Source organism: Carboxydocella sp. JDF658 (assembly GCF_002049395.1).
Lineage (GTDB): Bacteria > Bacillota.
This window is the reverse complement of the sequence record NZ_BDLR01000023.1, coordinates 95,365-114,551: the sequence shown is the minus strand read 5'-3', so window position 1 is coordinate 114,551 and position 19,187 is coordinate 95,365. Positions and strand designations below refer to the sequence as shown.

The window sequence follows — 19,187 nt, the reverse complement described above, 5'->3', positions numbered from 1 at the left end:
TTCATAATCTCACATATTACCCCTGCGGGATAAAGACCGGCCAGTCGGGCCAGGTCCACAGCAGCCTCGGTATGGCCCGCCCGCCGCAACACGCCACCTTCCCGATAGCGCAAGGGGAAAATATGACCGGGTCGCCGCAAATCCGCCGGTTTAGTGGCTGGATCCAGCAGGGCCTGAATAGTGCGAGCCCGTTCATGGGCGGAAATCCCGGTAGTAGTATCCTTAAAATCCACCGAAACGGTAAAGGCCGTGCCATGGGGGTCAGTGTTATGGGTAACCATAGGGGGCAAATCCAGTTCATCCAGCCGCTTGCCTTCCATCGGAACACAAATCAATCCCTTGCCATAAGTAGCCATGAAGTTAATGGCTTCCGGGGTGGCCTTTTCTGCCGCCATCAGCAGATCTCCTTCATTTTCCCGGTCTTCATCATCCACTACTATTATCATTTTTCCTGCCCGAATGTCAGCAATAGCTTCTTCAATACTGTGAAACTGTTTTTCCATTTTCCTCATCCCTTTCCCCTTCTATTCCAGGAAACCGTGCTGCGCCAAAAATTCCATACTTAACTGAGACTGCCGTTTTTCAGATGTCGGTGGAAATTTTAACAGGCGTTCAATATATTTACCAATGATGTCCCCTTCCAAATTGACCCGGTCGCCTACCTTTTTGAAGCCTAGAGTGGTGCGTTTAACTGTTTCCGGAATCAGGGATACTTGAAAACCATTATCTATCAAACTGACAACAGTCAGACTAATGCCATCTACTGCAATGGAGCCTTTTTCAATAGTATAGCGCAAAACCCCTGCAGGTGCGCTGATAGTGGTTAAGAGAGCGATATCCACCCGCTCCTGAGCGATAATGGTGCCTACACCATCCACATGGCCACTGACCAGATGGCCACCCAGGCGGGTATTTAAAGTCAGGGCCCGCTCCAGGTTAACCCGGCTGCCTGGTCCCAGTTCCCCCAGATTAGTGCGGTCCAGAGTTTCAGCCATCACATCAGCCATAAACCAGTCAGGTCCCAGTTCCGTTACAGTCAGGCAAGTCCCATTGACTGCAATGGAATCTCCCAGTCGGGTCCCTTCCAGAACCGTACGGGCTGCAATTTTTATCCTGGCCGAGCGGGCTCCTCTGTTAAGAGCCCTTACCTCTCCCAGCTCCTCTACAATCCCTGTAAACAATCTTATTTCACCTCCCGGGCGGGATAGCCAATGTAAAGGAAATCCGGCCCGATTTGTCGCCATTCTCCATGCTGCATGGTAATGGCTGCTGCCATGCGCTCAATCCCCGCACCTTGCAAAGGAGTTGGAGCCATTAACCCACCTGCCAGTTTAGGAGCAATAAAGGCATAGACCTTTTGAATCAGCCCTGCCGCCAGCATGGACCAGGCCAATTCACCGCCACTTTCCAGGAGCAAATTTACCAGCCCCCGCCGGGCCAGCTCCTGCAGCAAAGCGGTTAAATCAACCCGCCCGGCCTGTTCGGGCAGCACCAGGACCTCTACCCCGTCAGCCTGCATTTGCTGCCTCCAGGTAACAGCACTCTGTTCTGTGGTTGCAATCAGGGTAGGAGCAGCTGAGATTTGCGCCAGCCGGACGACCTGGGCCCCCGGAGGTGTGCGTCCGTGGCTGTCCACCACAATTCTAACTGCATCCCTGCCGCCCTCCGGTAAGCGGGTAGTAAGGGCAGGATCATCGGCCAGCACCGTCCCGCTGCCTACCAGAATACCATCTACCTCATTCCTGAGCTGATGTACCAGCAAACGGGACTGTTCACTGCTAATCCAGCGACTGTCCCCGGTGCGGGTAGCGGTTTTACCATCCAGAGTCATCGCATACTTCCAGATCACGAAAGGCATTTTCCGGCTAATATAGTATAACCAGCCCTCATTAAGCTTCCGGGCCTCTTTCTCCAGCAGACCTACTTCCACCTGAATACCCGCTTCCCTTAACCGGGCCAATCCCCGCCCGGCTACCAGGGGATTGGGGTCAGTCATGGCCGCAACTACTCTCCTCACTCCTGCAGCAATCAGGGCATCAGCACAGGGAGGAGTACGGCCATAATGGGAGCAGGGTTCCAGGGTTACATAGACATCGGCCCCAGCCGCCCGTTCCCCTGCTTCCCGCAGGGCATGCACTTCTGCATGGGGTGTGCCGGCCTTCTGATGATAACCCTCTCCGATGATTTCCCCATCCTTGACAATCACACAGCCCACCAGCGGGTTAGGACTGGTACGACCTCTGGCTCTCCCTGCCAGTTCTAAAGCCAATCGCATATATTCTTCATCGCGCATCCTCATCACCACTTCGGCCCACAAATAAAAAACCCCGGAGCGCTCCCGGGGCAAAAGGGCAAACTAAATAGTCAGCCAGTGCAGTAACTACTGGCTGTTTTGCTCGCCCTCCTTCTCCCATCCAGACTGTCACTGTCGGCTCCGGACTTGCCTTCTGGCGCACCGGATCTGCCGGCTGAGCCGGCTCGCGGGCTCGCAGCTCATGCTGCCTACCGCCGGTAAGGAATTTCACCTATCCCCGAAGGAGTTTACAATGATTATACCCTCTACAACAAAAGATTGTCAAGGGAATGGAGGAAAGCCCTGGCTTTTTAAAGTCGCCAGTATTTTTTCTGGATCTGCCAGGCATCATCGATGCGCAAACGCTGGGTAGGCCGCACGGGAGCATAAGGAGGAGCCGCCGGGTCGGTGACAGCCACCGGTAGCTCCCCCCAGACGGCCACTGTAGCAGCCACAGCGTGGCCAACTGTAGCCGGATCATAACCTCCCTCCAGCGCAGCCACCAGAGGCCAGGGCTTGATCATTTTCGCCAGCTGTCCAAATCCTTCACTGGTCAAGGCCAGACTGGAAAGGGGATCAGCAAAATGGGCATCATATCCTGCCGCCACCAGCAGAAGCTGGGGCTGGAATTGCTCTAACACCGGCAAAATAATTTTATGCATGGCATAGTAGTAGCCCGTATCCCCTGTATCTTTCGGCAGAGGAATATTGATGTTAAAGCCTTTCCCCCGTTCGTCGCCTGTTTCTGTTGCCCAGCCAGTATAGGGATATAAGCCATCCTGGTGCAAAGAAATGTATAGCACTTCCGAATCAGAGTAAAAAAACGACTGTAAACCATTGCCATGATGAGCATCCCAGTCTAAAATGGCAATACGGTTTAGCCCATACTCCTGCCGGGCATAGTTGGCCCCTATGGCCAGGTTGTTAAGGACACAAAAGCCCCCTCCCCGCAAAGCGGCAGCATGGTGTCCCGGCGGCCGCACCAGAGCCAGCGCACGGTGATAGACACCCTTCATGACTGCATCGATCCCGTCCAGCACCGCACCCACTGCCCGCAGAGCAACATCATAAGTATCCCGGTCAACAACAGTATCTTCTGCCCAGACGCCTCCGCCAGCGGCACAGAATGCCTGCAATGCTTCCAGGTATTCATGGGGATGAGCCAGCAACACCTCACTCCGACTGGCCTGACGGGGCCGCCTGCGGGGTACTTTTTCCCACAATCCGTACTCCTTCAGCTCCCCGACAATAGCCTGCAAGCGGCTACCATGTTCCAGGGAATCGGTCTCGTGTTTCAGAAAAATCTCATCATAAAGCAAGAGTAGGGGTTCTGTCATTTTACCCGCACCTTTCCCGCAAACTGCGGATTGCTGTCGAGATGTCGGCAGCACCGAAAATATAGGACCCGGCCACCAGGATATCAGCTCCGGCTTTGACCACCAAGGGCGCAGTTTCCTGGTTAATGCCCCCGTCAACCTGAATGGTAAAATTCAGCTTTCTTTCGCGCCGCCAGGTATTAAGCCGTTCAATCTTTTCCACCATTTCCGGAATAAAACGCTGTCCGCCAAATCCCGGATTCACAGTCATCAGCAAGACCATGTCCAGATAAGGTAAAACATATTCAATCACTGTCAGAGGTGTAGCCGGATTCAAAGCGACAGCTGCCTTGATACCATGATTACGAATGGTTTGCAGGGTCCGATGTAAATGGGTACAGGCTTCCGCATGTACGGAAATAATATCGGCACCGGCCTTCACAAATTCTCCAATAAACTGGTCCGGGTTGGTGATCATCAGGTGAACATCGAAAGTCATCCGGCTTTTATCCCGCAAGGCCTGTACCACCAGCGGACCAATGGTAATGTTAGGGACAAAATGTCCATCCATGACATCGATATGCAGCATTTCCGCACCAGCAGCTTCTACCTGTGCCACGTGGGCCCAGAGGTTGGCAAAATTCGCTGACAATATGGATGGGGCGATCTGAACCAAGACTAGTACCTCCTCTCCTGTTCCAGCACTTCTTCCAGCAATTCCAGGTAATTATGGTAGCGCGTCTGGTCGATCAGCCCCTGCTCTACTGCCAGTCGCACACCACAATCAGGTTCAGCCCGGTGCATGCAGCCGGGGAAACGGCATTGCATATAGGGCAAAAAATCGGGATAAAAATGGGCCAGTTCTTTACTATTAACATTATGAAGACTCAAAGAGCTAAAACCAGGCGTATCAGCCAGCCAGCCCTCCCCTACGGTCAGCAACTCCACATGCCTGGTAGTATGCCGCCCCCGTCCGATTTTATCACTAACTTCCCCGGTTTTCAGGGAAAGGCCGGGGGCCAGAGCATTGATCAGGCTGGATTTGCCCGCTCCAGATGGCCCGCAGATTACTGACACCCGGGTAGCCAGATGCTGTTTTAATTCCGGTAACCCCTGCCCGGTTACAGCACTGGTAATCAATGTCGTAAACCCGGCCGCCCGGTAGAGAGCAGTCAGCCGTTGTGCGCCCTCCGGATCCAAGTCCCCTTTATTAATTACCAGTAGGGGATGAATTCCTTCCGCACTGACCTGTACTAATAAGCGGTCGATCAATAAGCGGTTAGGGTCAGGGTTGGCGGCGGCAAAAACTAGCAAAGCCTGATCTACATTAGCGATAGGGGGCCTGATGAGAGCGTTACGGCGGGGCAAAATTTCCTCAATTACCCCCTGTTCCCGGTTTAAAGAGGTTATCTTTACCTCATCCCCTACCAGAGCCGTTTGTTGCAGTTTGCGGAATTTGCCCCGCAGACGGCATTCGTAGACAGTATCTCCAACGCGGACATAGTAATAGCCGCCTATCCCTTTCAGCACTATTCCTGTCTCCATAACCGTCCTCCTATGGGGTTAGTTCCTGTTCTTCTGATTTTTGTCCATCAATGAAAATCAAAGCTTTAGCTTTACCGTAGTATCTGATCGGCACCACCAGAGTGGAACCCCCGGTGCCACTGCCAATAAACTCCTGTCTGCCTTCCGGGCTCTTGTTATCCACTACTTTGATGGAGACCTGGTGGGGCTCACCTGCCCCGGGGATGTTTACCGAAATAGAAATTTGCTGAGGCTGAGGTCCAGGACCGGCGCTTACTTTCAGTTTGACACTGCTACCCTTTTCCGTTTCTGTCCCCGGCTGAGGCTCCTGACTGATAACTGTCCCAGGGAAAAAGTCCGTACTGGCTTCCTGAGTAATATTTTCCTCCGGTACTTTCAGGCCCATGGCTTCCAGGGCTGCCCTGGCAGCAGTAAGGCTTAACCCGGTAACATTGGGCATTTTCAGCAACACCGGTTTTTTACCCTTGCTGACCACCAGATTTACTGCAGTCTGGCGGGGGACTTGTTCACCAGCAGCCGGGTTCTGGGAAATAACTGTATCCTTTTCATATTCATCACTGTACTGGTAATCAATCGTCCCCAGAGCTAACCCTGCCTTTTCCAGGGCCAGACGAGCATCTTCCTTATCCTGGCCTGAAAGATCAGGCACATTCACCTTTTCCACTCCTACACTGACAATTACACCAATAGCCTGCCCTTCCCGCACTTCAGTCCCGGGCTTTTCCCGTTGACTGATTATCCGGTTCTCCGCAATGGTGTCACTATATTCCCGCCCCAGCACTTCCAGTTGCAAATGAGCTGGCTTTAAGCGCTGTTCTGCCTCTTCTACTGTCAAATTGGTCAAATCCGGCACTTCCACCGTTTTGGGTAAAAGCAGAAAATAGCCAGCTCCCCCGAGAATTAACAGGGTAACCAGAATAGCCAGCCAGGCCCAGAGTTTACGTTTATTTTTCTTTTCCCTGGCAGCCTGCTGCTTACCCAGAGCCTGTTTCAGTTCATCCCGGGGCAAAACCATGGTTGGATTTTCATCCAGCATCAGTTTTTTCGTCTGTTCACTAATTTGGCCTATGAGGACTGTCCTCAGGTCCTCCAGCATCTCCTCCGCACTGGCATAGCGGCGCGCCCGGTCTTTGGCCATTGCCCGCCGAACCACCATCTCCAGCTCCGGGCTAACGGCAGGATTCAGCTTGGATAGAGAGGGAGGCTGATCCCCCATATGTTTCATGGCTACTGCAATTGGCGATTCTCCCTCATATGGCAGCCGCCCGGCCAGCATTTCAAACAGCACGACCCCCACCGAGTAAAGGTCAGACTGAAAAGAGGCCGGTTCTCCTCGAGCCTGTTCAGGGGAAATATAATGGACTGAGCCTACAATCGTCCCGGTTTGGGTCACAGTAACATCGGTTGTGGAGCGGGCGATGCCGAAATCAGTGACTTTTACCCTTCCATCTTTGGCAATGAGGATATTACCTGACTTGATATCCCGATGCACAATCCCACTGGCATGGGCATGGACCAAAGCCGCACAGATCTGCCGGGCTATATCTACCGCTTCCACCGGTGCCAGCGGGCCCTTTTCCCGGATATATCTTTTCAAGGTGATGCCATCAATATATTCCATTACGATATAGTGGATAATTCCGTCCTGACCTACATCAAAGACATTGACAATATTGGGGTGAGACAAACGGGCCACCGCCTGGGCTTCCCGCCGAAAGCGTTCTACAAAATCAGCATCATCAGAATACTGCGGGCGCAGGATTTTAATGGTAACATCCCGCTGCAAATAGCGACAATGAGCCCGATATACTACTGCCATGCCGCCGCCACCTAACAGCTCCTCTACATGATAACGGCCTGCTATTACTCTGCCTATCAGTTCCATGGTCCTCACCTCGGTTTTACCAGCACCAGCGTGATGTTATCCTTGCCACCCCGCTCAAGTGCCTCCTCTATCAGCCTGTTTGCCAGGGTAGGTAAGTCACTGTTATCTTCCTGCCATGTTTGCAGCAATTCCAGCATTTCCTCATCTCTAACCTGACCGCTTAAACCATCGGTGCAAAAAAGATACAGGTCATCAGGTTCTATGGTTAGTTCCGTTAAATCCACCACTACGGCCGGATCCATCCCCAGAGCTCTAGTCAGGATATTACGCTGGGGATGTTTAAAGGCTTCCTCCAAACTGATTCCGCCATTCTGGTAAAGCTGATAGACCAGGGAATGGTCATGGGTTAATAACTTCAGTTCTCCTCGCCGCCAGCGGTATGCCCGGCTGTCACCCACATGAGCAATAACTAACAGGTTACTGTCCCCGGAGAAATAACCACAGGTCACGGTAGTACCCATGCCCAGGTTTTGATTTTCCAGCCGCCCGCGGTGATAAATTTCCTGGTTGGCTTTCTCCACTGCCTGGCGTAAAAGTCCCAGTATCCCAGGGCCTATTAATTGCTCCCGATTCCGGGCCAACTCCTGGATTATTATCTCCCCGGCCATCTGGCTGGCAATCTCCCCTGCAGCATGACCGCCCATCCCATCAGCTACCCCGAATAAATTGAGATCAGGAGCCAAAATAAAAGCATCCTGATTGTTTTTTCTGACCAGACCAACATGGGTACCTACCGCAAACTGCAATTTTCCCACCTCACACATACTCTCCCTAGAGATAAAACTCTGCTTCCCAGGGTCCTATCTTAATCCTGTCCCCCGGGGAAAGCAGTACTTCTGTTACCGGTCGCCCGTTAACCAGAGTACCATTGGCACTGTCCAGGTCCTGCAGAACCCAGCCTCTGTCAGTCGGCAGAATCCTGGCATGGAGTCTCGATACCGTTGGATGATTAATAGTAATGGTGCAGTCCTCTCTTCGGCCTATGTACACCGTTTGCCGGGGCAGGGCAAGGCGCATGCCAGTATCCTCCCCGGATAATATTACTAACGCCGCAGCTGCGGCTGAACTTATTTCCTGACACTGGGCCGGTAAAGCAAACACAATGGTGCCATCCTGACCACTCATCAACTCTGTTTTACGCCGCCATAGCCTTCTCCACCAGCTCATCCTTTCCCGCTCCTCTCAGCCATTACCCTGCGGCGCAATTGACCGCAGGCGGCATCAATTTCCTGGCCCAGTTCCCGCCGGACGGAAACCTCCAGCCCGTATGTTTCGACTATTCTACGAAAACGAGCAATTTCCTGCTGTTCAGGCCGCTCCCAGTCATATTCAGGAACTGGATTGATGGGTATTAAATTCACATGAGCCAGGCGACCCCGCAATAAACTGCCCAGTTGCCGCGCCAGTTTTTCACTGTCATTTACTCCTTTGATCAGGGCATACTCATAGGTAATCCGGCGCCCGGTCTGCTCAGTGTAAAAATCACAGGCTGCCAGCAGCTTTTGCAAGGGATATTTGCGGTTGATCGGCAAAAGGTAACTGCGCAGCTGATCATTGGGCGCATGAAGGGATATGGCCAGGGTAATGGCCAGTCCTTCCCGGGCCAGGTCATAGATGCGAGGTACCAGACCACTGGTAGAAACTGTCAGGTGACGCTGACCAATATTTAGACCCTGGCGATCACTGACCAGACGCAAAAACTTTACTACCTCATCATAGTTATCCAGAGGTTCGCCAGTCCCCATCACCACTACCCGTCCTACTCTGGATCCGCTCAGTTTTTGCATAGCCAGCACTTGATCATAAATCTCCCAGGCCTCCAGATTGCGCACCAGACCGCCAAGAGTGGAAGCGCAAAGGCGACAGCCCATACGACAACCCACCTGACTGGAAACGCAGACACTGGTGCCGTAATTATACACCATCAACACCGTTTCCACCGCCTGCCCATCGGGCAGGGCAAAGAGGGCCTTAATGGTCCCATCCCTGGCCTGCTGGCTGGTAACCAGCTGCAGACTCTCGATTTTTGCCTTTTCCCGCAGCTGTTGCCTCATTTCTTTACTCAAATTGGTCATAGCCTCAAAATCCGTAACCCCTTTTTGCCAGATCCACTGGTAAATTTGCTGGGCCCGGAAGGCGGGCTGCCCCAGTTCAGCGGTTAGCCAGCAGGTAAGCTCAGGCAAAGAAAGGGTTTTTAAATTGATCATCGTTCCTATTTATCCTCCTTCCGCCAGCGGGCCAGGAAAAAGCCATCACTATTTTCCCGGTGAGGCAAGAGCTGTATTTCTCCGGCAGGCGCTCCCTCCCAGGGCAAAAGTTGAAACTCGGGAAAATTTTCCCCAAACCAGCGAGCAACCTCCTGATTTTCCTGGCGGTTGATGGTACAGGTACTATAAACCAGGATTCCTCCTGGTGCTACACAGGCCGCAGCGGCCTGTAGAATCCGTTTTTGAAGCTCCGGGAGACTCTTTAAATCTGCCGCAGCTTTTTGCCAGCGTATTTCTGGCCTGCGCCTGATTACCCCCAGTCCGGAACAAGGGGCATCTACCAGCACCCGGTCAAACCGGTTATGCCAGGCAGATGGCAAAGCGGTAGCGTCCTGCAATACCGTGTGGATGGATTTTATCCCCAGACGCAAACAATTGTCCTCAATCAGCTTCAACTTATGGGGATGAATATCACAGGCTACGATTTCCCCCTGGTCAGACATCAGCTGGGCTAGATGGGTGGTTTTGCCTCCCGGTGCAGCACAGGTATCCAGTACCTTCATACCCGGAAGGGGTGCTACCACATGGGCCACCTGCATGGATGCCTGGTCCTGTACCAGCCACCAGCCCTCCGCAAAACCCGGTATACGGGTGAGCAAGTCAAAGTCCGTCAGTTCTACCCCTTCTGATGGCCAGGACAGTTCTTTTACTCCAGTGCCCGCCGCCTGCAGGCGTTCCACCAGTTCTGCCCGGGTCAGGCGCAGGGTATTGGTCCGTAAAGTCAAGGGGGGGATGTTATTTCCGGCAGCCAGCAGTTTTTCTGTGTCTTCTTCCCCCAGTTCCTTTAGCCACAATTGTACCAGCCAGCGAGGATAGCTGTAAAAAACACTGAGGTAGCCCACTAGATCCTGATTCCGATCTGGCCAGCTCCAGTTACCTTGGTTGCGCAACAGATTGCGCAATACCCCATTAACCAGGCCGGCAAGCCCGGTAAATTTGTTCTTTTTGGCAAGTTCCACACTGGTATGTACTGCTGCCGGGCCTGGAATCCTTTCACTTTTTACAATCTGGTAAGCACCTACCAGCAGGATAGCCTGCAATCTGTGGGGCATCTTTTCCAGGGGTTTACTTAAAAACTGATTTAACAGCCAGGCCAACGCTAAATAGTATTTTACAGTACCATAAACCAGTTCAGTTACCAGCTTGCGTTCCCTGCTATCCAGGGCACTGGCGGCTTTATTCAGAGTCAGGTTGGAATAGGCCTGTTGCCATAATACCTGTTCCACTATTTCTACTGCTATTTGACGTGGTTCTTTCAAAGTTATTCCACCAACTTTATTCCAGTTTAGTTCCAGCCTGCAGTTTGCGCCCCCTCAGGAAGTCTGCCCCGGTCATGGCCCTGCTTCCTGCTGGCTGCAACTGGGTTAGCACCAGGTGCCCATCTCCGGCTGCCACCACTGGTCCTTCTGTGCGCAATTCCACTACAGTTCCCGGATCAGCCAGCGGTGTGCCAGGTTCAAACCTGGCCTGCCAGATTTTCAGGGGATTCCCTTCCCAGAGGGTATAGGCCCCCGGCCAGGGGTTTAGGCCCCGGATCAGGTTGACAATCTGCTGGCCGCCAGCCCCCCAGTTAATCCGCTCTGTTTCCCGATTCAGCATTGGCGCATAGGTGGCCCGGCTATGGTCCTGGGGTTCCCGGGGCGCCTGGCCCTGCTCGATTTGGGTCAGGGTTTGCACCAGCAACTCTGCCCCCAGAGTGGCCAGCCGGTCATGCAAAGTTCCAAAGGTATCCGTATCCTTAATGGGCACTTTGGCTTTCAGAATCATATCCCCGGCATCCAGTTCCCTGCTCATGTACATGGTTGTAATACCGGTTTCCTGTTCACCATTAATGATTGCCCATTGGATAGGGGCAGCTCCCCGGTAGCGAGGCAGCAAAGAAGCATGGACATTGATACAACCCAGGGGCGGCAATTGCAGGATCTTTTCCGGCAATATCTGACCATAAGCTACTACCACAATGGCATCTGGCCGTAATTCTTCCAGCTCTGCCAGAAAGTTTTCATCTTTAACTTTCAAGGGCTGAAAAACCGGCCAGCCCCGGCTTAGAGCCGCTTCTTTAACAGGGGAGAAAGAAACTTTCTGTCCCCGCCCCCGCGGTCGGTCCGGCTGGGTTACTACACCTACCACCTGCCAGCCGGGCTGGTCCAATGCCAGCAAGCTGGGCACAGCAAAATCAGGGGTTCCCATAAAGACAATCCGCATGCTGTATCCCTCCTATTTGCTGGGGCGCAGATTTTCTGCTTTATCTACATATAAGATACCATCAAGATGGTCTATTTCATGCTGGAAGGCGCGGGCCAGCAAGCCTTCGGCCTCATATTCCACCAGTTCCCCCTGGCGGTTGAGACCGCGGACCTTGACTCTAGCCCATCTCTCTACATCCCCCTGTTTGCCGGGAACAGAAAGACAACCTTCCACCGCCACTTCCTTGCCTTCACAATGGATAATCTCTGGATTGATCAGTTCAATCAGTCCCTCACCCACATCAACTACTATCACCCGTTTGCTGATGCCAATCTGGGGAGCAGCCAGCCCTACCCCTTCCGCATCATACATAGTGTCAGCCATGTTTTCCAGGAGCTTGATGATATTGGGGGTAATCTCTTTTACCGGTTTGGCAACTTGACGCAGAACAGGATCGCCAATCTCCACTATTTTAAATACTGCCATTAATTATCTCCCTCACTTTATAGCAAACTGACTGGTTCAATATCCAGAACCAGACGCACTTCCCCACTGCGTTGCTTGCTCCATTTCTGTAACACTTCCCGGCCCAAGCTGCGTAATCCCTCCAGCTCCGGGCCCTTGATGGCCAGATGCCAGCGATACTGGCCCCGCAAGCGGGACAGAGGCGCCGGGGCGGGCCCCAGCAGGGACTGATCCGCTTGCAATCCCGGTTGCAGCCAGTCACAGATCAGCTGACTGCCCCTGATTACTTCCTCTTCCCTGGGCCCGCTAAGCAGTAGACGGACCAGGTAGCTGAAAGGGGGATTGCCCAGCATTTCCCTCAGCTCCAGCTCCTCCCGGTAAAAACCCGGATAATCATGTTCTACTGCCCGTAAAATGCTGTAATGTTCCGGCGAATAGGTCTGAATAATCACCCTCCCCGGCAGGACATCCCGGCCAGCCCGACCGCCCACCTGAGTCAGGAGCTGAAAAGTCCTTTCCCCTGAACGGAAATCGGGAACATTCAGGGAAGTATCGGCAGAAATCACACCGACCAGAGTTACTTTAGGAAAATCCAGGCCCTTAGCAATCATCTGGGTGCCGATTAGAACCTGAATTTTTTCTTCCAGCATATTCTGAATGATAGTTTCATGGGCTCCCCGACGACTGGTAGTATCCACATCCATCCGCTGCCAGCTCACACCTGGAAACTCCCGGGCAAATTCCTCTGCCACCCGCTGGGTACCTGCCCCAAAATAACGGATATACCTGGAATTACACCGGGGACAAAGGGCCGGGGAAGGTTCTCTGTGTTCACAATAGTGACAGCGTACCGTCTGGTCCGAACTATGATAGGTCAAAGTCACATCACAGGCAGGACAGCGCAGCACATACCCGCAACTGCGACAGGATACAAAAGTACTGTAGCCCCGGCGATTCAAAAACAGAATCGCCTGTTCCCCCCGCTGCAGAGTGTGTCGGAGAGCTTCCTGCAGTTCCCGGGAAAAAATGCTGCGATTGCCCTCTGCCAGTTCCTGTCGCATATCCACCACAGTCACCGGCGGCAGAGGCCGATCATCGATTCTTTCCGCCAGGGTCAAGAGGGTGAATTCCCCCTGCTGGGCGCGATAAAAGGTCTCAACTGCCGGAGTGGCACTGCCCAGCACCAGGGTAGCCCCTGTTCGTCTGGCCCGTTCCTGGGCCACCTCCCGGGCATGATAACGGGGGGTAACATCCTGTTTGTAACTGGTTTCATGCTCCTCGTCGATTATGATTAGCCCCAGTTTTTGCAGAGGAGCGAAGATAGCAGAGCGGGCCCCGACTACTACTTTAATTTTGCCTTCTTTAATTCTTTGCCACTCCAGATGCCGTTCCCGCAAAGACAGGCGGCTGTGAAAAACAGCTACATCTGCTCCAAATCGTTCCTTAAAACGGGCTGCAATTTGCGGGGTCAGGGAAATTTCCGGGACCAGACAAATCGCTGTCTGGCCTCTTTCAAGACAGCTAGCAATGGCACGCAGGTAGACCTCGGTTTTGCCACTGCCTGTCACTCCGAAAAGCAGGAATTTTTTCCTTCTGCCCTTTACTATGCTCTCTTCTATAGCCTGAAAAGCGGCCTGCTGGGCCGGAGTTAACCGGGGCCAGACTACCTTGCGTTCTGGTTGCTCTGCTTGCAGTGAAATAGCTTTTTGACAGAGGAGCCCCTTGTCCAGCAAGCCTCTAATTACGCTCTCGGTTACTTCCGCCCGGGCCGCCAGCTCCTTTACCGTCAGGCCCGGTACAGCACAGGCGACCGTTAAGGCCTGCCGGCTTTTGCTGGCCCGGGGTGAAAGACTGAGCAAATGTACTGCCAGCTCCTCCGGCGGAAAGGCTGGATAAATACCGAGCTTGCCGGTCCCTTTCTCTCCCACCATTTTAAATTGTTCCACCTGAACCAGGCCGGCTGCCTGCAACTTTTTTAGCACCTGTTGTCCCTGGCTCCGGAACATCGCCCGCAGGGAAGGAGCATCAGCCTCGCCGCCCCGGGCAGCCAGCCACTCCAGCATTTCCAGTCCAGCCTCTTCTTCCTCATCATCCTGCTGATTTAAATAGGCCCAGCCCCTGGGAGTAAGGGCCACCAGAGTACCACCAGAGTTCTTTTTACCCGGCGGAACCAGGGTATGAATTGCTGTTACCAGCGGACAAACATAATAGTCTGCCAGCCAGCGGGCCAAACCCAGCAGCTCCTCATCTATAATAGGCTCCCGGTCTATTAGTCCTATTATGTCCCGTACCTGTACCGGTGGGCGCTGGTCGGTGATGGCTGTTACAAAAGCCTGTACCCGCCCCTGTCTGCCCAGCGGAACCTGCACGCGCATGCCAGGACGCACCTGGCCCTGGAGCTGGTCCGGGATCCTGTAGGTCAGGGGGCGGTCCAGTTCTTTTACAGGTCTATCTATATATACCTCGGCATAAACAGGATTTTTCCCCATTTTTCGCCCTCTCTCCGGACTCTCGTTTCCAGTTGTATTATATCATATCCGACCGATAAAGAAAAAACCAGGAGATTTCCTGGCTTGCTCATGACCGCTCGGATAGTCGCGGCCTTTTGTCCTCCTGGACTCTTTCCAAGCATTCATCTAAACTATTTTTGACTTCCTGCAACTGTTGATCCATGGAGCGCAGTAACCAGATAACGATAATGACCAGGATAAGTCCTGCTGCCCCCGCCAAAATCCATAGCATGTCTATCACCTTCCCCGGATATGCCCCCAACAAGTTATCACAAGCACTTATCTATCTATCAAATTTCCTTTTCGACATAAAGTGACAAAATCCTGCATTAAAACAGGGAAAGCAGCAAATCTTTTTTATCTGTTTTTTCCCAGGGCAAGTCCAAATCCAGGCGTCCAAAGTGACCATAAGCAGCCAGCTGCTTATAAATAGGCCGACGCAAATTTAATTCCTGAATAATTTTTGTAGGCCGGAAATCAAAGACTTTTTTAACAGCAGCAACTAGCTCTGCTTCTGCAACTCGCCCGGTACCAAAAGTATTTATATCTATAGCCACAGGCTCGGCTCTGCCAATAGTATAGGCTACTTGTACCTCACAACGCCGGGCCAGTCCTGCTGCGACAATATTTTTGGCCACATAGCGGGCATAATAGGCAGCGGAGCGATCCACCTTGGTCGGATCCTTGCCGGAGAAAGCTCCACCTCCGTGCCGGGCCATTCCCCCATAGGTGTCAACAATAATTTTTCTTCCCGTCAGGCCACAATCCCCCTGGGGCCCACCTACCACAAAGCGGCCGGTAGGATTGACTAGTATCCTGGTATCAGCCAGCAGATGGGGGGGAATCGCCGGACGAATAACCTGCTGGATAATATCCTCCCGGATGGTTTCCTGGGATATGGAGGGCTTGTGTTGAGCTGAAACCACTATGGTATCAATTCTAACTACTTCATCATTATCATATTCCACTGTTACCTGGGTCTTGCCATCCGGTCTGAGATAGGGTACCAGCCGCTCCTTGCGTACCAGGGCCAAACGCCGTGCCAGCCGGTGGGCGAGGGCAATGGGGGCAGGCAGCAGTTCCGGAGTCTCATCACAGGCATAACCGAACATCATCCCCTGATCCCCGGCCCCACCGGGATCAACCCCCAGGGCAATGTCCGGCGATTGTTCATCAATAGCTGTGAGAACAGCACAGGTATCCCCATCAAAACCAAACTTGGCCCTGGTATAGCCAATATCTTTAATGGTTTCTCGAACGATCTTTGGGATATCAACATAGCACTCGGTAGTGATTTCACCCATCACCAGGACCAGCCCGGTGGTCACCATGGTCTCACAGGCCACCCTGGCGTCCGGGTCCCGGGCTAGAATGCTATCCAGAATGGCATCAGAAATCTGGTCAGCCATTTTATCAGGATGTCCTTCGGTCACTGACTCGGAAGTAAATAACCTTTTTGCCATTCTCTATTCCTCCTCTCCCAGGAGCTGAACTATCTGGTCAAAAATCCGGGCTGCTACTTCCTGTTTACTTAATAAAGGCCAGAAAATGGTTGCGCCATCGGGAAAAATAAAAGTTACCTCATTGGTATCACTGCCAAAGCCACTGCCCGGGCGACTGACATCATTTGCAACTATAAAATCCGCCCCTTTTCGCCGTGCTTTTTCCGCTCCATTGGCCAGCAAATCATGGGTTTCAGCAGCAAAACCCACCAGCACCTGTCCCGGCCGTTTCCGGGCTCCCAGTATGGCCAGAATATCGGGGTTTTTCTGCAAATGCAGTACCCAGTCCCCGTCCCCCTTTTTCACTTTCTGCTCTGCTACCTGGACCGGACGAAAATCGGCTACTGCAGCGGCCTTGATAATTACATCCATCTCCGGGGCTCGACTTAATACGGCCTCAGCCATCTCTTCTGCCCGCTCCACCCGGATGAATTCCGCCAGTCCAGGAGGAGGAGCCAGCTCCACCGGTCCCGAAACCAGAACTACCTGGCCCCCCCGCCTGACCGCCTCTGTAGCCAGAGCGTAACCCATTTTGCCGGAACTGCGATTGGCGATAAAGCGAACGGGATCCAGCGGTTCCCTGGTGCCACCGGCGGTAATCAGGACTTTGCGCCCGGTCAGGTCTCTTTTGCCCTCCAGGTCCCAGCAAATTAAGGCTGCCGCCTCGAGGATGGTATTTACCGCTGCCATCCGGCCTTTACCTTCATAGCCACAGGCCAGGCGACCACTTTCCGGTTCAACAATTCGTACCCCAACTGCCTGCAGCTTTTCCAGATTAGCCTGAACCAGCGGATTTTCCCACATGTGGACATTCATGGCCGGTGCCAGCAAAATGGGGGCCCTGGTTGCCATCAGCACCGCTGTCAGCAGGTTATCAGCCAGGCCATGGGCCAGCTTGCCAATGGTATTGGCCGTAGCTGGTGCCACAATCACCAGCTGGGCCCAGTCCGCCCAGGCGATATGCTGCACTTCCCAGGCTTTTGGCTCAGCAAACATATCCAACCCAACCGGCTGCCGGGACAGGGTCTGCAAGGTCAGGGGTGTAATAAATTTTTGAGCTGAAGGGGTCATAATAACCCTGACTTCAGCTCCTGCTTTCACTAACTGGCTGACCAGGTCCGCCGCCTTATAGGCTGCGATCCCGCCAGTGATGCCGACAATTATTCTTTTCCCCTGCCACATTACTTGATCCCACTCTTGGTTCGTTCATATTGTAACCTATCGGCTGCAATTTCCTCCAGTGCTCTGGAAACAGGCTTGGTGCCAGCAGAGCTCTCCGGGTTGGTCAGCATACGGGCCCGTTTGGCTGCAGCTACCACCAGGGTGTAGCGGCTATCCACCTTTTTCAGCAGAATATCCAGCGAAGGTTTATTCATGATTCTCCACCTCCAGTCGGTAAGGTCAAGCGTTGTACGCGGCATTTTTCCGCTATGATAATGGCTTCCAGTTTTTCTACAGCTTTTTCCACCAGATCATTGACAATACAGTAGTCGTATTTTTTGACATAACTTAGTTCCGTCGCAGCACAGGCCAGGCGTTTCGAAATACTTTCCGCCGACTCCGTGCCCCGGCCGGTAATGCGTTTTTTCAGTTCTTCCATTGACGGAGGAAGGATAAAAATAAAAATAGCTTCAGGAAACTTCTCCCTGATCTGTAATGCTCCCTGAACATCGATTTCCAAAATCACATCTCTACCGGCGGCCAGATTATCCAGCACGGCCTGGCGTGGAGTTCCATAGTAGTTGCCGCTTTCGTAAACCATGGCCCATTCCAGCAGTTCTCCGGCAGCGATCATTTCTTCGAAACGTTCCCTGGTGACAAAATAATAATGAACCCCGTCTATCTCTCCCGGCCGCGGTTTACGGGTAGTAGCCGAAACCGAATACGCTACTTCAGGATGTCGTGCCATCAGGGCCCGGCAAACGGTGCCCTTTCCGGCACCGGATGGACCGGATATCACCAGTAACAAGCCCTGTCCGGTCATCCTATTGTTCCTCCGTCTCATCATCTTCAAGATCAGCTATGGCTGCCGGGGCCTCCTTGGCCATCAGCCGATGAGCTACCGTTTCCGGCTGTACTGCTGATAAAACGACATGATCACTGTCAGTAATGATCACCGCCCGGGTACGCCGGCCATAAGTGGCATCAATCAGCATGCCCCGATCCCGGGCTTCCTGGATAATCCGCTTGATGGGTGCTGATTCCGGACTGACAATCGCTACAATCCGATTGGCAGAGACAATGTTACCAAAACCGATATTCACCAGTTTAATCTCCACGCCAACAGCCTCCTTACTCCAGGTTTTGCACCTGTTCTCTAATTTTTTCGATCTCGGTTTTCAATTCAACTACCAGTTTGCTTATAGTTAAATCCCCTGCTTTGGATCCAATGGTATTGGCTTCTCTGTTCATTTCCTGCACAAGAAAATCCAGTTTGCGCCCTACCGGCTCCCGGGCCTTTAAACACAACCGGGCCTCCTGGTAATGGCTGAATAAGCGCACCAGCTCTTCATCAATTGCTGCCCGTTCTGCCAGCAAAGCGATTTCCATAGCCAATCTGGCTTCATCAACTGGTACTTCGCCCAGCAGTTGCTGCACCCGCTGTTGCAGGCGTTGACGGTATTCCTCTACCACCAGGTGAGCCCGTTCCTTGATGCGATTGGTTATGTGTTCACAATCACTGACCTTTCCTTCCAGATCCTGTACCAGCTTGGCCCCTTCCTGTTCCCGCATCCTGACCAGATTGGTCAGAGCTATATTTACAGCCTGGGCCAGATAAGGCCAGAACTGTTCCAGATCCGCTTCCTCCTGGTCCAGAGTGATTACATCCGGCCAGCGGGCAATCTGGGTCCAATCGAATTCCAGAGGCTGCCCCAAAAGCCCAGCCAGCTCTCTCATTGCATTATAATACGCCAGGGCCAATCCTTTGTCAACTTTTACCCCTTTCGCCTCTTCCCCGGTATCTTCTATATTGATGAAGACATCGATCCGGCCCCGGGCCACTCCTGACTGGACCAGCGACCTGACTTTATCTTCGATCGCCGCCCAGCCCCTGGGATAGCGAACAACCACCTCACAGAATCTATGATTCACCGATTTCATTTCTACTGTAAATTTTTTGCCAGCTCCCAGTCCTTCCCCTCGGCCGTAGCCTGTCATGCTTTTGACCAAGCGCAGCACCGCCTTTTATACAATCTTAACCATAGTTTTGCCTACA

Annotated in this window: 21 protein-coding genes and 1 riboswitch; all 21 genes read right to left on the bottom strand. The window is 52.9% G+C overall.

What is annotated here, in order from left to right:
• Window positions 1–503 (bottom strand): 3,4-dihydroxy-2-butanone-4-phosphate synthase (gene ribB, locus JDF658_RS14765; protein ID WP_375804189.1); only part of this gene is annotated, 503 nt, incomplete at its 3' end.
• Between the two features lie 21 nt (window positions 504–524).
• Window positions 525–1,181, bottom strand: a complete 657-nt coding sequence (locus JDF658_RS04675) for a riboflavin synthase (RefSeq protein WP_078664816.1) — start codon at window positions 1,179–1,181, stop codon at window positions 525–527.
• A 2-nt stretch (window positions 1,182–1,183) separates the two neighbouring features.
• Window positions 1,184–2,293, bottom strand: a complete 1,110-nt coding sequence (gene ribD, locus JDF658_RS04670) for a bifunctional diaminohydroxyphosphoribosylaminopyrimidine deaminase/5-amino-6-(5-phosphoribosylamino)uracil reductase RibD (protein ID WP_079906628.1) — start codon at window positions 2,291–2,293, stop codon at window positions 1,184–1,186.
• A gap of 105 nt (window positions 2,294–2,398) precedes the next feature.
• Window positions 2,399–2,543, bottom strand: a riboswitch (FMN riboswitch).
• Window positions 2,544–2,604: 61 nt separating this feature from the next.
• Window positions 2,605–3,630 (bottom strand): histone deacetylase, encoded by a 1,026-nt coding sequence (locus JDF658_RS04665; protein ID WP_079906627.1) that lies wholly within the window; start codon window positions 3,628–3,630, stop codon window positions 2,605–2,607.
• Between the two features lies 1 nt (window position 3,631).
• Complete coding sequence (gene rpe, locus JDF658_RS04660) at window positions 3,632–4,285, bottom strand: ribulose-phosphate 3-epimerase (protein WP_078664819.1); 654 nt, start codon at window positions 4,283–4,285, stop codon at window positions 3,632–3,634.
• Between the two features lie 2 nt (window positions 4,286–4,287).
• A complete protein-coding gene (gene rsgA / locus JDF658_RS04655; RefSeq protein WP_078664820.1) occupies window positions 4,288–5,154 on the bottom strand; it encodes a ribosome small subunit-dependent GTPase A in 867 nt (288 codons plus the stop codon).
• 10 nt (window positions 5,155–5,164) lie between these two features.
• Entirely contained in the window at window positions 5,165–7,039 is a 1,875-nt protein-coding gene (gene pknB, locus JDF658_RS04650; RefSeq protein ID WP_078664821.1) for a Stk1 family PASTA domain-containing Ser/Thr kinase, read from the bottom strand.
• A gap of 5 nt (window positions 7,040–7,044) precedes the next feature.
• A complete protein-coding gene (locus JDF658_RS04645) occupies window positions 7,045–7,794 on the bottom strand; it encodes a Stp1/IreP family PP2C-type Ser/Thr phosphatase (protein WP_159071850.1) in 750 nt (249 codons plus the stop codon).
• A gap of 16 nt (window positions 7,795–7,810) precedes the next feature.
• A complete protein-coding gene (locus tag JDF658_RS04640; protein ID WP_079906626.1) occupies window positions 7,811–8,206 on the bottom strand; it encodes an FHA domain-containing protein in 396 nt (131 codons plus the stop codon).
• Window positions 8,203–9,255: a 23S rRNA (adenine(2503)-C(2))-methyltransferase RlmN gene (gene rlmN / locus JDF658_RS04635; RefSeq protein ID WP_375804188.1), complete on the bottom strand. Its 1,053-nt coding sequence runs from the start codon at window positions 9,253–9,255 to the stop codon at window positions 8,203–8,205. The genes JDF658_RS04640 and rlmN overlap by 4 nt, the downstream gene beginning before the upstream one ends.
• A complete protein-coding gene (gene rsmB, locus JDF658_RS04630) occupies window positions 9,252–10,565 on the bottom strand; it encodes a 16S rRNA (cytosine(967)-C(5))-methyltransferase RsmB (RefSeq protein WP_159446560.1) in 1,314 nt (437 codons plus the stop codon). The genes rlmN and rsmB overlap by 4 nt, the downstream gene beginning before the upstream one ends.
• A 16-nt stretch (window positions 10,566–10,581) precedes the next feature.
• Window positions 10,582–11,511, bottom strand: a complete 930-nt coding sequence (gene fmt / locus JDF658_RS04625; protein WP_079906623.1) for a methionyl-tRNA formyltransferase — start codon at window positions 11,509–11,511, stop codon at window positions 10,582–10,584.
• 12 nt (window positions 11,512–11,523) lie between these two features.
• Entirely contained in the window at window positions 11,524–11,979 is a 456-nt protein-coding gene (gene def / locus JDF658_RS04620) for a peptide deformylase (protein ID WP_078664827.1), read from the bottom strand.
• 17 nt (window positions 11,980–11,996) lie between these two features.
• On the bottom strand, window positions 11,997–14,447 hold the full coding sequence (gene priA, locus JDF658_RS04615) for a primosomal protein N' (RefSeq protein ID WP_079906622.1): 2,451 nt from the start codon (window positions 14,445–14,447) through the stop codon (window positions 11,997–11,999).
• Window positions 14,448–14,535: 88 nt separating this feature from the next.
• On the bottom strand, window positions 14,536–14,700 hold the full coding sequence (locus JDF658_RS14390) for a hypothetical protein (protein ID WP_159071848.1): 165 nt from the start codon (window positions 14,698–14,700) through the stop codon (window positions 14,536–14,538).
• 97 nt (window positions 14,701–14,797) lie between these two features.
• On the bottom strand, window positions 14,798–15,931 hold the full coding sequence (gene metK, locus JDF658_RS04610; protein ID WP_079906621.1) for a methionine adenosyltransferase: 1,134 nt from the start codon (window positions 15,929–15,931) through the stop codon (window positions 14,798–14,800).
• A 3-nt stretch (window positions 15,932–15,934) separates the two neighbouring features.
• Entirely contained in the window at window positions 15,935–17,152 is a 1,218-nt protein-coding gene (gene coaBC, locus JDF658_RS04605; RefSeq protein WP_079906620.1) for a bifunctional phosphopantothenoylcysteine decarboxylase/phosphopantothenate--cysteine ligase CoaBC, read from the bottom strand.
• Window positions 17,152–17,346 carry a DNA-directed RNA polymerase subunit omega gene (gene rpoZ, locus JDF658_RS04600; protein ID WP_174182993.1) on the bottom strand — a complete coding sequence of 65 codons (195 nt, stop codon included), beginning with the start codon at window positions 17,344–17,346 and terminating at the stop codon, window positions 17,152–17,154. Before rpoZ ends, coaBC begins: the two co-directional genes overlap by 1 nt.
• The gene (gene gmk, locus JDF658_RS04595) at window positions 17,343–17,954 is read right to left on the bottom strand and encodes a guanylate kinase (RefSeq protein WP_107753309.1); all 612 of its coding nucleotides are present in this window, start codon (window positions 17,952–17,954) and stop codon (window positions 17,343–17,345) included. Before gmk ends, rpoZ begins: the two co-directional genes overlap by 4 nt.
• Window position 17,955: 1 nt before the next feature.
• Window positions 17,956–18,249 carry an extracellular matrix/biofilm regulator RemA gene (gene remA, locus JDF658_RS04590; protein ID WP_078664832.1) on the bottom strand — a complete coding sequence of 98 codons (294 nt, stop codon included), beginning with the start codon at window positions 18,247–18,249 and terminating at the stop codon, window positions 17,956–17,958.
• Between the two features lie 13 nt (window positions 18,250–18,262).
• On the bottom strand, window positions 18,263–19,150 hold the full coding sequence (locus JDF658_RS04585; protein WP_307189621.1) for a YicC/YloC family endoribonuclease: 888 nt from the start codon (window positions 19,148–19,150) through the stop codon (window positions 18,263–18,265).
• Window positions 19,151–19,187 lie beyond the last annotated feature (37 nt).

Bases quoted from the DNA above. Each gene is read 5' to 3' on its own strand.
- ribD (WP_079906628.1), bottom strand. From the start codon at position 2,293: ATGCGCGATGAAGAATATATGCGATTGGCTTTAGAACTGGCAGGGAGA.
- JDF658_RS04665 (WP_079906627.1), bottom strand. From the start codon at position 3,630: ATGACAGAACCCCTACTCTTGCTTTATGATGAGATTTTTCTGAAACAC.
- rsgA (WP_078664820.1), bottom strand. From the start codon at position 5,154: ATGGAGACAGGAATAGTGCTGAAAGGGATAGGCGGCTATTACTATGTC.
- pknB (WP_078664821.1), bottom strand. From the start codon at position 7,039: ATGGAACTGATAGGCAGAGTAATAGCAGGCCGTTATCATGTAGAGGAG.
- JDF658_RS04640 (WP_079906626.1), bottom strand. From the start codon at position 8,206: ATGAGCTGGTGGAGAAGGCTATGGCGGCGTAAAACAGAGTTGATGAGT.
- fmt (WP_079906623.1), bottom strand. From the start codon at position 11,511: ATGCGGATTGTCTTTATGGGAACCCCTGATTTTGCTGTGCCCAGCTTG.
- def (WP_078664827.1), bottom strand. From the start codon at position 11,979: ATGGCAGTATTTAAAATAGTGGAGATTGGCGATCCTGTTCTGCGTCAA.
- priA (WP_079906622.1), bottom strand. From the start codon at position 14,447: ATGGGGAAAAATCCTGTTTATGCCGAGGTATATATAGATAGACCTGTA.
- JDF658_RS14390 (WP_159071848.1), bottom strand. From the start codon at position 14,700: ATGCTATGGATTTTGGCGGGGGCAGCAGGACTTATCCTGGTCATTATC.
- metK (WP_079906621.1), bottom strand. From the start codon at position 15,931: ATGGCAAAAAGGTTATTTACTTCCGAGTCAGTGACCGAAGGACATCCT.
- coaBC (WP_079906620.1), bottom strand. From the start codon at position 17,152: ATGTGGCAGGGGAAAAGAATAATTGTCGGCATCACTGGCGGGATCGCA.
- rpoZ (WP_174182993.1), bottom strand. From the start codon at position 17,346: ATGAATAAACCTTCGCTGGATATTCTGCTGAAAAAGGTGGATAGCCGC.
- gmk (WP_107753309.1), bottom strand. From the start codon at position 17,954: ATGACCGGACAGGGCTTGTTACTGGTGATATCCGGTCCATCCGGTGCC.